Genomic DNA, 14,713 nt, shown 5'->3' on the forward strand with positions numbered 1-14,713 from the left:
GAGATCATGCTGAAAAGACGCGAAATTCTTCCGGCCATCGGCCTCGTCCCGGCACTGCTCTGGGGCCGGCGCGCGCGTGCCGCCGATCCCGCCGGCTTCGTCCGCCAAGTGGGTGATCAACTCGTCGGCGTGATCAACGGCCCCGGCTCGATGACCGACAAGCGCGGCCAGATTCGCCAAATCATCGACCGCTTCGTCGATGTCGACGGCATTGGCCGCTTCTGCCTCGGCCGCTTCTGGCGCCTCGCGACGCCGGCGCAGCAGCATGACTATCTCACCCTCTTCCATCAGGTGCTGGTGACCAGCATTTCCGGCCATCTCGGGGAATATAAAGGGGTGCGCTACACGCTCGGCCGCGTCGCCCCGCATGACGATACGGTCTGGGTCGATACCACGATCTTTCGTCCCAACAACCCAGAGGCCAAGGTCCAATGGGTGATCGCAACCATCAATGGCAGCCTAAAGATCGAGGATTTGGTGGTTGAGGGCACCAGCCTGCGTCTCACCCAGCGCAGCGATTACGCGAGCTTCCTCCAGCATAACGGCGATAATGTTCAGGCTCTGATCGACGCCATGCAGCGGACGCTGACGAAGGGATCGTAAAACTAGAAAGAAAGCGGTTCTTTTTTGAAAAAAAGAACCAAAAAACTCTGTCTTGTTTTCCGAGAGTGAGCAACGCCATACGCGTTGCTCACTAAAGGAAAGTCTTTTTGCTTCTTTTTCTTCAGAAAAAGAAGATTTTTTGCTTACGCCCGCGCTCGTTCGCTGCGATAGACCAGCATCTCGTAGCCGTCGCGGGTGAAGCTCTCGGCGAGCCGCATGCCGATACTGCCGAGCACCATGCGCGAGGCGAAATTCTCAGCGCGCGCCACCGCGACGATCAGGGGCAGCCCGGCTTCTTCATGGCCAAACCGCAGCACTGCCCCCGCCGCTTCGCGCGCCAAACCCTGGCCACGCGCCTCTGGCCAGAGCGCAAAGCGGAGCGCGGGGCTGAGCCCGTCGCGCCGCGCCATGATCCCGGCGATGCCGACGAAGCGGCCATCCGCCCGGGTGCGCGCCGACCACATGCCAACCCCGGCGCGCGCCCAGAAGGCGATATCCTCGGCGAGTTCGGCCATCGTCTGCTGCGGCAAACGGACGCCGCCGAGCATCACCGCGAACACTCTAGGGTCGGCCTTGAGCGCGATCAGATCGGCGAGGTCACTCCCCGCGACCGGGCGCAACATCAGCCGGCCGGTGCCGAGCGTAAGCCGGCCGTTCATGCCGGCGCGCCCGCTTGGGTGTTCGGATCAGCGGGTGAGGGGGCGGTATTTGATGCGATGCGGCTCGGTCGCTTCGGCGCCGAGGCGCGCGCGCTTGTCGTCCTCGTAAGCCTGGAAATTGCCTTCGAACCATTCGACATGGCTGTCGCCCTCGAATGCCAGGATATGGGTCGCGAGCCGATCGAGGAACCAGCGATCATGGCTGATGATCACCGCGCAGCCGGGAAACTCCGCCAGCGCCTCTTCCAGGGCGCGCAGCGTATCGACGTCGAGATCGTTGGTCGGTTCGTCGAGGAGGATGACATTGGCCTCCGATTTCAACATCTTGGCGAGATGGACGCGATTGCGCTCGCCGCCCGAGAGCACGCCGACCTTCTTTTGCTGATCGGCGCCCTTGAAGTTGAAGGCGCCGACATAGGCGCGTGACGGCACGGCGCGTTTGCCGAGATAGATCACATCGGTGCCGCCGCTGATCTCCTCCCAGACGGTTTTGTTGGCATCGAGACTGTCACGACTCTGATCGACATAGCCGAGCTTGACGGTGTCGCCGATGCGCAAACTGCCGGAATCGGGCGTCTCCTGGCCGGTGATCATGCGAAACAGCGTCGTCTTGCCGGCGCCGTTCGGGCCGATCACGCCGACGATGCCGCCGGGCGGCAATTTGAAGCTCAAGCCATCGATCAGCAGCCGGTCGCCATAGCCCTTGGTAAGATTTTCTGCCTCGATCACCGTCGCCCCCAGGCGCGGCCCGGGCGGGATGACGATCTCGGCAACGCCGGTCGCGAGTTCCTGCGATTTCGCCAGCATGTCCTCGTAGCGGGCGATGCGGGCGCGGTTCTTCGCCTGGCGCGCGCGCGGGCTCGCGCCGATCCATTCCTCCTCGGCGGCGAGCGCCCGCTGGCGGGCGCTTTCCTCTTTCTCCTCTTGCGCGAGACGCTTGCGCTTTTGCGCGAGCCACGAGGAATAATTTCCCTCGAAGGGATAGCCCCGGCCGCGCTCGATTTCGAGGATCCAGTTGGTGACGTTGTCGAGAAAATAGCGGTCATGGGTGACGACGATCACCGTCCCGGCATAGTCGCGGAGCGTGCGTTCGAGCCAGGCGACGCTCTCGGCGTCGAGATGGTTGGTCGGCTCGTCGAGCAAAAGGAGATCGGGCTTTTCGAGCAACAGCCGGCAGAGCGCGACCCGGCGCTTTTCGCCCCCCGAGAGCGGGCCGACGAGCGCATCCGCCGGCGGGCAGCGCAGGGCATCGAGGGCGATTTCGACTTGGCGCTGCAAATCCCAGCCATCGCCAGCGTCGATCACCGCTTGCAATTCGGCCTGCTCGGCGAGCAGCGCCTCCATCTGCGCGTCATCCATCGGTTCGGCGAAGGCTTGGGAAATCTCGTTGAAGCGCGCCAGCGCGGCGGTGAGGGGGGCGAACGCCGCCTCGACATTTTCGCCGACGGTTTTCTCGGGGTCGAGCCGCGGCTCCTGGGCGAGATAGCCGACGCGAACGCCGTCTGCGGCCCAGGCCTCGCCGCCGAACTCGGTCTCGACCCCGGCCATGATGCGCAGAAGCGTCGATTTGCCGGCGCCATTGACGCCGAGCACGCCGATCTTCACCCCCGGCAGGAAGGAGAGGGTAATGCCCTTGAAGACCTCGCGCCCGCCTGGGTAGGCCTTGGTGAGGTCTTTCATCACATAGACGTATTGGTAACTCGCCATAATCGGGCTCCGGCAGGGAAGGAGGGGTTTTAGGGGGCTCCGCGCGGCGGGGCAACGGCCGCTATGGGTTCGGCCCAATCCGATCTGCGCCCGGCAGGACTTGAACCCGCAACCAAGCCGTTATGAGCGGCCCGCTCTAACCAGTTGAGCTACAGGCGCATATCTTCGACCATGCCGGCAAGAGGCGGGATTTGGCAAGAGGCGGAAAGTCGTTATTCTTGACCGAAGCCAGCCGCCATTTCTCTCACATTGTAAGATCAAGGTCGGAGGTTGTCGCCATGAATGACAGAGTTGTTGCCGTAGTTGCGGCCGAGGCTCCCCCGCGGAGCAAGCCGAGCAACTATCCCGAACCCTTTGCGTCACGGATGGCAGGGCGGATGAAACGGCCGCTCGGTGACCTGTTCGGCCTGAAAAATTTTGGCGTGAACCTCACACGTCTTTCGCCGGGCGCCATGTCCGCCCTGCATCATCGGCACACGCGCCAGGATGAGTTCATCTACGTCATTGAAGGCGAACCAACTCTTTTCACCGATTCCGGAGCAACGCTTCTCAAGCCCGGCATGGTCGCCGGATTCGCGGCAAACGGTACGGCGCACCACCTCGGGAATCGCACGGATAGGGATTGCGTCATCTTGGAGATCGGCGATCGCTCGGAAGGCGACGAGGTGAATTACCCGGAGGATGACCTCGAGCTGACAATGGGCGAGGATGGCAAACGGCGGTTTGCCCACAAAGACGGGACACCCTATTGAGCGTGATGGCTTGGCCGCCATAGACGAAGCCGGTTGGCCGCTAGCCACCCGATACCGACATGCAAACTTTGACACTACATTAAGGGCGCTCCGGCACTGCCTTGGGGGCTTTTCCCGGGGCGGCCATTCTGTCATGTTCGTGATCGCATCGCCGGCGACGACGCCGCGCGGGGCAGGGGTGTTGTGCTCATCGTCTCCGATCAGATCGCCCGGATCAGAAAACTAAGGAAGATAAGGAACCGTCCCGGATGCTTTTGGCCGAAATCGTCACCATCGTCTGTGGCGCCGTCGCTCTTGCCTATGGCTGGGCAACGGCTCGCGAGGTTCTCGCCGCCAATCCCGGCACCGCCCGCATGCAAGAGATCGCCGGCGCGGTGCAGGAAGGCGCGCGGGCCTATCTCAACCGCCAATACACCACCGTCGCCATCGCCGGCATCGTCATTCTGGTGCTGCTCGGCGCCCTGCTCGGGCTTCGGGTCGCGATCGGGTTTCTGATCGGCGCCGTGCTGTCGGCGACGGCGGGTTATGTCGGCATGAACGTCTCGGTGCGCGCCAATGTCCGCACCGCCGAGGCCTCGAAAAGCGGGCTTGCCGCCGGGCTGTCGCTCGCCTTCAAATCGGGCGCGATCACCGGGCTGCTGGTGGTCGGCCTCGGTCTTCTCGGTGTCACCATCTATTATCTCATTCTCCGCGCGATGATGCCGAGCGATAATCTCCGGCCCGTGCTGGAGGCGATGGTCGGGCTTTCCTTCGGCGCCTCCTTGATTTCGATCTTCGCGCGCCTCGGCGGCGGAATTTTCACCAAGGGCGCCGATGTCGGCGCCGATCTGGTCGGCAAGGTCGAGGCCGGCATCCCCGAGGATGATCCTCGCAACCCCGCCGTGATCGCCGACAATGTCGGCGACAATGTCGGTGACTGCGCCGGCATGGCCGCCGACTTGTTCGAAACCTACGTGGTGACGGTGGTCGCGACGATGCTGCTGACGGCGATCAATTTCACCGGCCAGATTCGCGACGGCCTGATGTTTTTGCCGCTTTTGATCGGCGGCGTCTGCATCGTGACCTCGATCGTCGGCACCTATTTCGTCAAGCTCGGGCATGACGGCAACATCATGCGCGCGCTCTATAAGGGCCTCGTCGTCACCGGCGCGCTCTCGGTGGTCGCGATCGCGCTGGTGATCGCCGCCCTCACCGGGTTCTCGACCCCGATCGCGACCGCGTCGGGCGGCGCCGTGACCGGTGGCGGGCTCTTCGTGTGCGCCCTGATCGGCCTCGTCGTCACCGGGCTGATCGTCTGGATCACGGAATACTATACCTCGACCGCCTATCGCCCGGTGCGCAGCATCGCGCGGAGTTCGACCACCGGCCACGGCACCAATGTCATCCAGGGGCTCGCGGTCTCGATGGAGGCAACGGCGCTGCCGGTGATCGTGATTTCGGCCGGGATCATCGCCGCCTCCCTTACCGCTGGCCTCTATGGCATTTCCATCGCCGCGACGACGATGCTGGCGCTCGCCGGCATGATCGTCGCCCTCGACGCTTACGGGCCGGTGACCGACAATGCCGGCGGCATCGCCGAAATGGCGGATCTGCCGAAAGAGGTGCGGGTGACGACGGATGCGTTGGATGCCGTCGGCAACACGACGAAGGCGGTCACCAAGGGCTATGCCATCGGCTCCGCCGGGCTCGCCTCGCTGGTGCTCTTCGCCGCCTATTCCGAGGATCTCAAGCACTACTTCCCGCGCCTTGACGTGCATTTCAATCTCCAGGATCCCTACGTGGTGATCGGGCTCTTCATCGGCGGTTTGCTGCCCTATCTGTTCGGCGCGCTCGGCATGACCGCGGTCGGCCGCGCCGCCGGCTCGGTGGTGGTCGAGGTGCGGCGTCAGTTCCGCGAGATCCCTGGCATCATGGAAGGGACTGGCCGGCCGGAATATGGCCGCGCCGTCGATCTGCTGACGCGGGCGGCGATTCGCGAGATGATCGCCCCCTCGCTCTTGCCGGTGCTGGCGCCGATCGTGCTGTTTTTCGTGGTGGATGCGATCGGTGGCGCCGCCGCCGGCTTCAGCGCGCTCGGCGCGATGCTGCTCGGCACCATCGTCACCGGTCTCTTCGTCGCGATTTCCATGACCTCAGGCGGCGGCGCATGGGACAACGCCAAAAAATACATCGAGGAGGGGAATTATGGCGGCAAGGGCTCGGAGGCGCACAAGGCGGCGGTGACCGGCGATACCGTCGGCGATCCCTACAAGGACACCGCCGGGCCCGCGGTCAATCCGATGATCAAGATCACCAATATCGTCGCCCTGTTGCTGCTCGCCATTCTCGCCAAATGGATCGGCGGCTGAGCTAGAGCGCGATCGGTTTAAGTCGATCACGCTCTACACCTATCTTGGCGAGCAAGTTGGCCGGTTTTGATTGAACAGGATGGTTCAATCAAAACCTACCTTGCTCTAGGGCCTCTGACCAAAGCGAAGCGGGGGCAAGCGCCAACGCGTGCCCCCCGAAGTGCGCAATCGTGCCATTCGCAAGGGGTTCTTGGAAGTGGCAGGTAACTAATATAGCCTGCTCAGGTTATCGTCTCGGGAGCAGAGAATGGCCAAGGTGGAAACGCGGCAATTGGCGCTGATCAATCTGGCGCATTGTTTGACGCATTACTCGCTGCTCATCCTGCCCACCGCGGTTTTGGTAATGGCGCGGCCCGGGGGGGCGTTCGGGCCAAGCTATGGGCCGATCCTGAAACTCTCGACCGGCATGTTCGTGCTTTACGGGCTGTTTTCCCTGCCGCAGGGCTGGCTTGCCGCGCGCCTGGGCAGGAAGGCGTTGCTGGGAGCGTTTTTTTTCGGGACCGGCGCCTCGCTCGCCGCGGCCGGCGCGGTCTCCTCGCCCTGGCCGCTGGCCCTGGCGCTCGCGGCCGCCGGGCTGTTCGCCGCGATCTACCACCCGATCGGCACCGCCATGCTGGTGGATGCCGCCGGTGATCGACCCGGTCGCGCGGTGGGGGTCAATGGCGTCTTCGGCAATTTCGGCGTCGCCCTGGCGCCGATCGTGACCGGCCTGCTCGCCGCCCATTTCAGCTGGCGCCTGGCGTTCATCGTCCCCGGCCTGATCTGCATCGCGCTCGGCATCATATGGGCGCGGACGCCGGCCATGGAGCATCATCTGGCGCACCGCAACCGCCGCCCGTTTCCCGCCATCCCCCCCGCTTTGGTGCGCCGCGCCGTCATCGTCCTGCTGCTGATCGCCGCGGTTTCGGGCCTGGTGTTCAACGCCTTCACCATTCTGCTGCCAAAGCTGCTCGCCGATCGGCTCGGCGATAACCTCCTGCCGCTGGTCGGCGCTAGCGCCTTTGTCGCGACGCTCTGCGGCGCCGTGACCCAGTTCAGCGTCGGTCGGATGATCGACCGCACGACCTTGAAGCGCGTTTTTCTGCCGCTCAGCCTGGTGCTGGTGCCGGCGCTCGCGGCCTTGGCCGTCGCCCATGGTATCGCCGTGGTCATCGTCGCCGGGCTGGTCGCGGCTGCGGTGTTCGGGCAGGTGACGGTGAACGAAACCATGACCGCGCGCTATATCGCGCCGGCGGTGCGGGCGCGGATGTATTCGGTGCGGTTTTTCGTCGGCTTTCTCGGCAGCGCCGCCGCCGCCCCGCTGGTCGCAACCTTATACGAGCGCACCGGGAGCCTGGTTGCGGTAACCTTGGTGCTCGCCGCCTTCGCCGTCGTCACCCTGGGTTGCGCGGTGTTCTTCCCCGATCGGCGCGAAGAACTCAACCCGGCCCTGTGGGAGGAAGTCAGCGGCGCGGCGGCCATTGCGGCGGAGTAGAGAAGAAAGACGTTCTTTTTTGAAAAAAAGAACCAAAAAACTTTTTCCCCGTTGCAGCGGTGCCGCAGGCACCGCTGCTCTGAGAAAGTGGGACAAAAATCTTTTTGCTTCCTATACTGAGAAATACTTGGCGTGCGCGTTGAAGATGACGAGCGCGCTCGTCGATTGCTCGGGATCGAGCTGAAATTCGTCGGAAAGCGTGACGCCGATGCGCTGAGCCTCGAGCAGGCGAAGCAGCGGGGCCTGATCCTCGAGTCGCGGGCAAGCGGGATAGCCGAACGAGTAGCGTGAGCCGCGATAGCCCTGCGCCAGCATTTTTTCCATGTCGCGATCATCTTCGGCAGCGAAGCCGAGTTCGGCGCGCATGCGTTTGTGGGTGTATTCGGCCATCGCTTCCGCCATCTCGACCGAGAGACCGTGGAGATAGAGATAATCCTGGTAGCGATTTTCCGCGAACCAGGCGCGCGCGACGTCCGACGCACGGGCGCCCATCGTCACGACTTGCAACCCGATGACATCGCGGGCGCCGTCATCGATGTCGCGCACGAAATCGGCGATGCACTCGCCATCCTCGCGCGGCTGGCGGGGCAGCGCGAAGCGGCAAAGTTCGGTCTCGCCATCCTCGGCGAAGAGAACGAGATCGTTGCCGGTGCCGGCGGCTTTCCAATATCCGTAGATCGCTTGCGGCGCGAGGATGTTTTCGGTCTCGCAAAGCGTCAGCATCCGCCGCAGCGTCGGGCGCAGCTCCTGCTTCGCCCAGCCGAGAAAATCATCGAGTGAGCGGCCCTGTTTGCGAAATCCCCATTGCAGTTGATAGAGGCTGCGCTCATTGAGGAAGGGGACGATGGCGCGCGGCGCCGCCTCGATCATGCGCGCACCCCAGAAGGGCGGCGCAAGCGGCGGCTGATCGGCGGTCAAGCGCTGGCGGCGCGCGCGGGTCGCGGCGATATCGGCGGGCTGGAAGGCGCGCTGATCGGCCTCGCCAAGCTTGCGCGCGGTGTTGCGCGCCCGCCCCTGGCGCTTGGCCTGAAGGGCGGCGAGATAATCGTCGAAATCATTGCCGGCGACTTTCTCCATCAAATGCAGGCCATCGAAGGCATCGCGGGCATAGGCGACGCGCCCGCAAGCATAAGAACGCACGCATTCGTCCTCGACATACCCCCGGGTGAGCGCTGCCCCCCCGAGCAGAACCGGAATATCGACCCCGATGCGTGACATCTCCTCGAGATTTTCCCGCATCACGACGGTCGATTTGACCAGAAGGCCGGACATGCCGATGGCATTGGCGCGATGCTCGCGAGCCGCAGCCAGCATGTCGGCGAGCGGCACCTTGATGCCGAGATTGATAACCCGGTATCCGTTATTGGTGAGAATGATATCGACCAGATTCTTGCCGATATCATGGACATCGCCCTTGACGGTCGCGAGCACGATGGTGCCCTTCTCTTGGCCTTCGATCCGCTCCATCATCGGCTCGAGATAGGCAACGGCGGCCTTCATCGTCTCGGCACTTTGCAAAACGAAGGGGAGCTGCATCTTGCCGGCGCCGAACAAATCACCGACGGTTTTCATCCCGTCGAGCAGAATCGAATTTATGATGTCAAGCGGCGCATGTTTGACCAGAGCTTCATCGAGTTCGGCCTCCAGCCCCTTGCGGTCGCCCTCGACGATGCGAAGGCTGAGCCGCTCCTCCACCGTTTCCGGGCGCTTGCGCTGCACGGCATCCGCCGCGCGGCGTTCGGCGAAAACCTCGAGCAGCCGGGCGAGCGGATCGTAGCCCTCGCGCCTGCGGTCGAAAATCAGATCCTCGGCGATCGCCACTTCTTCGGGCGCGATCTGGTGCAGCGGGCGGATCTTGCTCACATGCACGATCGCCCCGGTCATGCCGGCGCGGACGGCGTGGTCGAGAAAAACGCTGTTGAGCACGGCGCGCGCCGCCGGATTGAGACCGAAGCTGATATTGGAGAGACCGAGAATGATCTGGATTTCGGGAAATTCGGCGCGGATCGCGGCAATGCCCTCGAGCGTCCAGAGCCCGAGCTTGCGATCATCCTCGTTGCCGGTCGCGATGGTGAAGGTCAGCGGGTCGATCAGCAGATCCGCTTGTCGCAAGCCGTGCTTTTCGCAGGCGAAAGCAACGAGGCGGCGGGCGACGGCGAGCTTGCGCTCCGGCGTTTTCGCCATCCCCTCCTCGTCGATGGTAAGCGCGATCACGGCCGCGCCGAAGCGGCGCGCAAGCCGCATGCGGGCCTCGGCCGGCGCCTCGCCATCCTCGAAATTGATCGAATTGATGATCGGCTTGCCGCCATGAAGCTTGAGCGCGCGTTCGATCACGATGAGTTCGGTGCTGTCGATCACCAGCGGCGCATTCACCGACGAGGTGAATCGCGTGATGACTTCCGCCATCTCGCCGCCCTCATCGCGTCCGACGAAGGCGGTGCAGACATCGAGGGCATTGGAGCCTTCGCCGATCTGCTCGCGCCCCATCGCGACGCAGCCGTCCCAATCATGGCGTTCCTGTAATTCACGCCATTTTTTCGAACCATTGGCGTTGCAGCGTTCGCCGATCGAGAAATAGCTGTTTTCCTGGCGCAGCGTCACGTGTGAATAAAGGCTCGCGACCGCCGGCATGAAAACGGCGTGACGCGGAACCGGGCGCGGGCGCGCCGCGCCGTGCGGCGCGTGACGAGCGAGCATCGCGTCCAGTTCCGCGATATGGTGCGTATCGGTGCCGCAGCAGCCGCCGATGATATTGACCCCATCCTCGGTCACGAAGCGCTCGAGCCAACTCGCCATTTCGCTCGCATGGAGCGGATAGCAGGTATGCCCGTCGACCAGTTCAGGAAGCCCGGCATTGGGCTGGACCGAAATCAGGCGTGGCCAGTTCTGCGCGAGATAGCGCACATGCTCGGCCATTTCCTGTGGCCCGGTCGCGCAGTTGATCCCGAGCAGATCGATGTCGAGCGCCTCGATAACGGTGGTCGCGGCAGCGATGTCGGGGCCGACGAGGAGGGTGCCGGTGGTTTCCACCGTCACCTGGACGAAAATCGGGATCGGTTTGCCTGCCTCGGCACGCGCGATCTTGGCGCCGTTCACCGCCGCCTTGATTTGCAACGTATCTTGGCAGGTCTCGATCAGAATGGCATCGACGCCGCCGGCGATCAGCCCGCGGCATTGCACGCTGAGCGCCGCTTCCAGCGTGTCGTAATCGACATTGCCGAGGCTCGGCAGTTTGGTTCCCGGCCCGACGCTGCCGAGGACGAAGCGTGGCCGGCCATCGCTGAATTCGGCTGCCGCTTCGCGCGCCAATTCGCCGGCGACGCGGTTGATCTCGAAAGCGCGTTCGCTGAGGCCAAATTCGCCCAGCGTTATCGGGCTTCCGCCAAAACTATTGGTCTCGACCATGTCGGCGCCGGCGGCGAAATAGCCGCGATGGAGTTCGCGCACGAGATCGGGGCGCGAAAGATTGAGGATATCGGTGCAGTTTTCACGGCCCCAGTAATCGCGCTCGACATCGAGGGAAAGCGCCTGCACGCGCGAGCCGACGCCGCCATCACAAAGCAGGACGCGATCGCGGAGATAGTCGAGAAGATGCGGGGCGGTCATGATGTTTCCTCAGACGGCGAGAGCGGATTCGACGTGGGCGGCGGCGCACGGCCGGGCGGTCCAGAGCCGCACGCCGAGCGCGAGATCAAGGCCCCGCGCGGCCTCGGGCGTAAGCCCGGCGGCGGCCAGCATGTTTGCCATCGCATCTTCCGCGAAGCCCGGCCAGCGATGGGCAAGGCGCGTCAGCAGATCGGCGCGACCGTGCGCGGCGAGATCGATGAGCAGAAAACGCCCGCCCGGGCGCAGCATCCGCGCGGCTTCGGCGAGCGCCGCGACCGGGTCTTCGGCGTAGTGCAGCACCATCTGCATCACGACGAGATCGAAGCCGCCATCGGCAAGCGGCAGGCGATACATATCGGCGCGCCGCACCCGGCAATGGGCGATGCCGGCGCGGGCGAGACGGGCGCGGGCAAGCGCCAGCATCGCCGCACTGGCATCGATCCCGAGACCGGCGCTGATGCGCGGCGCGAGCAGTTCGAGAAGCCGCCCGGTGCCGGTGCCGATATCGAGCAGGCGGCCGAGATCGCCAGGCGGCAAGGCATCGAGCAAGGCCGCCTCCAGCGCCGCGGCGGGGAGGCCAAGCGCGCTGGTCTCATCCCATTCGACACCCTTGCGGCGGAAATTCTCGGAAGCGGCGCGGGCCCGCTCGGCGAGCACGCGGGCGGCGCGGCGGCGATCACCGGCGAGTTCGGGCTCATCAGCCGGCAGGCGCGCGAGAATGTCACGCGCAAGGCTGGCGCCCGCCCCCTCGGCGAGGGCAAACCAGACATTCGCCCCTTCGCGCGAGCGGACGAGCAAGCCGCAATCGCAGAGCAGGCGCAAATGCCGCGACAGACGCGGCTGCGACTGGCCGAGAATCTCCGTCAGTTCCGTGACGCAAAACGGCCCGCCGGCGATGAGCGCGAGAAGACGAAGCCGGGTCGGCTCGGCGGCGGCGCGAAGCAGGGCGAGAAGGGACTGCATGTGTGCGTCTGCATATAAACATATCTTTATATCTTGGCAAGAGAGGGTGGCTTGCCCGGCGGAGGGGGGCGCGCGAAGATGGTGATCTCAATGACCGCGGCAGACCCCATGCGCCCCCACCGCAACCGCGCCGCATCGCGGCAGCCGGGCCATCGAAGTCAAACCTACTGCTCACATCCCCGTGAATGCCGCCAAAAGCGAAGCCGGTTTGGCGATCACCCTATCCCGTCGAGGGGCAGCGCCTCTCGCTGTCCTGCCCGATCCCGGCATGCCTGAGCGGCGCGCCTTTATCGTCATGACCGCTTATGGCTTCGCCTGCGGTTTGCCGCTACCGCTGACCGGCTTCACGCTTCGCCAATGGCTGAGCGAGAGTGGGCTTTCGCTCGGCGCGATTGGACTGTCGGCGGTTATCGGCTTTGCGTATGCGCTGAAATTCCTCTGGGCGCCGCTGTTTGACCGCGCCGTGCCGGGCTTGGGGCGAAGGCGCGGCTGGCTTTTGGTGGTCCAGCCGCTGTTGATCGCGGCGATGTTTCTGCTCGCCCTCTCCGATCCCGCCCGCGCCCCGCTCGCGACCATCGCTGCCGCTATTTTGCTCGCCTTTTGCTCGGCGAGCCAGGATATCGTCGTCGATGCTTGGCGGATCGAGAGTTTTTCCGCGTCCCTGCAGGGCGCGGCCTTGGCGTGCTATGTCTGGGGCTATCGTCTGGCGCTGCTGATCTCGGGGGCGGCGGCGATCAAGCTCGCCGATCTCTGGGGCTGGCACGGCGCGCTCGCGGCGATGGCCGGGCTCGCCGTGGCCGGGCCGGTCGCGACCCTTCTTGCGCCCGAGCCGGCGGCGCCTTGGCGCGCGGCGGCGGCGGGAGGGGTGTTTCGGCGCATGGTGCTTGCGCCGCTTGGCGAATTTCTCGCACGACGCGGCGCGGTTTGGGCGCTGCTCTTCATTGCGCTCTTCAAGCTCGGCGAGGCGCTGGCCGGCGTCATGCTGGCGCCGTTTTATCGCGCGCTCGGCTTCGATCGTGGCGCGGTGGCGCTGGCCAACGGGCCGATTTCGCTCGCCGCGACGCTCGTTGGGATTTCTCTCGGCGGCTGGTTGGTGGCGCGTAAGGGCGCGGCGCGGGCGCTGATTTGGACGGGGTTTGCCCAAATGGCGGCGATGGTCATGTATCTCGCGCTCGCCGTTTCGGCCGGCCGGCCGAGCGTGCTCTATGCCACGACCTTGATCGAGGCCTTCGCCGAGGGATTGGCGGATGCGGCGTTTCTCGCGTTCCTCTCGGCGCTCTGCCATCAGGCCTATTCGGCGACGCAATATGCCTTGCTTTCCTCACTTGCCGCCTTGCCGCTGCGCACGCTCGGCGGGCTCTCCGGCTTTCTTGCCGCCGGGCTCGGCTGGACCCGGTTTTATGCGTTCTGCCTCCTCTCGGCGCTGCCGGCGATGCTGGTGATGCTGCATATTTTGCGCCGCTATCCCGGCATTCTCGCGCCGGCCGGCGAAATCCCGCTTGCCAGCGTCGGCGCGGACAGGTAGCGAAAGCGTGATGGATGAACCCGCCCCGAGAGCGGCGACAGCGCCCGCTGACGATGCCCGCCTGACCCCGGCGGAGATGGTGCAGCGTCTGTCGCGCGCCAATGTGCTGGTGGTCGGGGATGCCATGCTCGATCGCTATATCCATGGCCATGTCGAGCGCCTGAGCCCGGAGGCGCCGGTGCCGGTGCTGACCATCGCGCGCGAGGTGGCGCTGCCTGGAGGCGCGGCCAATGTCGTGCGCAATCTCACCGCACTCGGGGCTGCCTGCGCCTTTGTCTCGGTGGTCGGCGATGACCAGACCGGCTCTGATCTCACCGGGCTGATTGGCGGCCAGCCGGGGATCGAACCCTGGCTGCTGGTGCAAGGCGGGCGGACGACGACCCGCAAAACGCGGTTTCTCGCCGATGGCCAGCATCTCCTCCGCGCCGATCGCGAGCAAACCGATCCGATCGAGGCGCGGCTGGGCGAGAGGCTGCTCCGCATCGCGCGCGATGCCATGGCGGCAACCTCGCTCATGGTGCTGTCCGATTACGGCAAGGGGGTGTTGAGCGGCGATTTGGCGACGGCGCTGGTGCGGATCGCGGGTGAGCTGGGCCGCAAGGTCGTGGTCGATCCCGCGAGCGGCGATTGCGCCCGCTTTGCCGGCGCCGATGTGATTTTACCGACGGCGGGAGAGCTGGCGCTGGCGACCGGCATGCCCACCGCGCGTGATGACGAAGTCGACGCGGCGGCCGCGGTTTTGATGGCGCGGTATCGTTTCGGCGCGGTGATGGTGCTGCGCGGCGCGGCGGGGATCAGCGTGTTTGGCGCCGGGCCGGCGCTGCACATGGCGTTGCCGCGTGACCAGAAATTGGATCTGTTTGGTGTCACTGACGCGGCGCTGGCGACATTGGCGGCTGGCCTTGCCGTTGCGATGCCGCTTTCCTGCGCCGCGCGGCTCGCCGGTGCCGCCGCCGGCATCGTTGCGACACGCCCTGGGACTGTCGTTGCGCGCCCGGCCGATTTGCAGGCGGTCTTGAGCGAGGGCTGAAAAAAACCCCGGCCAGGTTGCCCGGGCCGGGGTTGCGGGGATCACA

At 65.0% G+C, this 14,713-nt stretch carries 10 protein-coding genes and 1 tRNA gene; 6 read left to right on the plus strand and 5 right to left on the minus strand.

Features of this window, described 5'->3' with window-relative positions; all coding sequences use genetic code 11:
* The first annotated feature begins 6 nt into the window (after positions 1 to 6).
* Positions 7 to 603: an MlaC/ttg2D family ABC transporter substrate-binding protein gene (locus DEF76_RS04605; protein WP_114911319.1), complete on the plus strand. Its 597-nt coding sequence runs from the start codon at positions 7 to 9 to the stop codon at positions 601 to 603.
* Positions 604 to 746: 143 nt separating this feature from the next.
* On the opposite strand, the gene DEF76_RS04610 is transcribed toward DEF76_RS04605, so the two are convergent.
* From DEF76_RS04610 to DEF76_RS04620, 3 genes are all read right to left on the minus strand, one after another.
* Positions 747 to 1,262 carry a GNAT family N-acetyltransferase gene (locus DEF76_RS04610; RefSeq protein WP_114911320.1) on the minus strand — a complete coding sequence of 172 codons (516 nt, stop codon included), beginning with the start codon at positions 1,260 to 1,262 and terminating at the stop codon, positions 747 to 749.
* Positions 1,263 to 1,289: 27 nt separating this feature from the next.
* Entirely contained in the window at positions 1,290 to 2,969 is a 1,680-nt protein-coding gene (ettA, locus tag DEF76_RS04615; protein ID WP_114911321.1) for an energy-dependent translational throttle protein EttA, read from the minus strand.
* An 85-nt stretch (positions 2,970 to 3,054) separates the two neighbouring features.
* Positions 3,055 to 3,128 (minus strand) — tRNA-Ile (locus tag DEF76_RS04620).
* A gap of 218 nt (positions 3,129 to 3,346) precedes the next feature.
* Here DEF76_RS04620 and DEF76_RS04625 point away from each other — a divergent pair.
* The 3 genes from DEF76_RS04625 (at position 3,347) to DEF76_RS04635 (ending at position 7,543) form a co-directional block, all read left to right on the plus strand.
* Positions 3,347 to 3,721: a cupin domain-containing protein gene (locus DEF76_RS04625; RefSeq protein ID WP_275895701.1), complete on the plus strand. Its 375-nt coding sequence runs from the start codon at positions 3,347 to 3,349 to the stop codon at positions 3,719 to 3,721.
* A 248-nt stretch (positions 3,722 to 3,969) separates the two neighbouring features.
* On the plus strand, positions 3,970 to 6,069 hold the full coding sequence (locus tag DEF76_RS04630) for a sodium-translocating pyrophosphatase (protein ID WP_114911323.1): 2,100 nt from the start codon (positions 3,970 to 3,972) through the stop codon (positions 6,067 to 6,069).
* A 247-nt stretch (positions 6,070 to 6,316) separates the two neighbouring features.
* Positions 6,317 to 7,543 carry an MFS transporter gene (locus DEF76_RS04635; protein WP_114911324.1) on the plus strand — a complete coding sequence of 409 codons (1,227 nt, stop codon included), beginning with the start codon at positions 6,317 to 6,319 and terminating at the stop codon, positions 7,541 to 7,543.
* Between the two features lie 111 nt (positions 7,544 to 7,654).
* Here DEF76_RS04635 and metH read toward each other — a convergent pair whose 3' ends face one another.
* Both metH and DEF76_RS04645 read right to left on the minus strand, forming a co-directional pair.
* Positions 7,655 to 11,149: a methionine synthase gene (gene metH, locus DEF76_RS04640; RefSeq protein WP_114911325.1), complete on the minus strand. Its 3,495-nt coding sequence runs from the start codon at positions 11,147 to 11,149 to the stop codon at positions 7,655 to 7,657.
* Positions 11,150 to 11,158: 9 nt separating this feature from the next.
* Positions 11,159 to 12,112 carry an ArsR/SmtB family transcription factor gene (locus tag DEF76_RS04645; protein ID WP_114911326.1) on the minus strand — a complete coding sequence of 318 codons (954 nt, stop codon included), beginning with the start codon at positions 12,110 to 12,112 and terminating at the stop codon, positions 11,159 to 11,161.
* A gap of 268 nt (positions 12,113 to 12,380) precedes the next feature.
* On the opposite strand from DEF76_RS04645, the gene DEF76_RS04650 reads away from it, so the two are divergent.
* Positions 12,381 to 13,637 (plus strand): AmpG family muropeptide MFS transporter, encoded by a 1,257-nt coding sequence (locus DEF76_RS04650; RefSeq protein WP_114911327.1) that lies wholly within the window; start codon positions 12,381 to 12,383, stop codon positions 13,635 to 13,637.
* Positions 13,638 to 13,647: 10 nt separating this feature from the next.
* Positions 13,648 to 14,667 (plus strand): bifunctional heptose 7-phosphate kinase/heptose 1-phosphate adenyltransferase, encoded by a 1,020-nt coding sequence (locus DEF76_RS04655; RefSeq protein ID WP_114911328.1) that lies wholly within the window; start codon positions 13,648 to 13,650, stop codon positions 14,665 to 14,667.
* Positions 14,668 to 14,713: the final 46 nt, after the last annotated feature.

Origin of the sequence: Acidibrevibacterium fodinaquatile (assembly GCF_003352165.1) — a bacterium.
Lineage (GTDB): Bacteria > Pseudomonadota > Alphaproteobacteria > Acetobacterales > Acetobacteraceae > Acidibrevibacterium > Acidibrevibacterium fodinaquatile.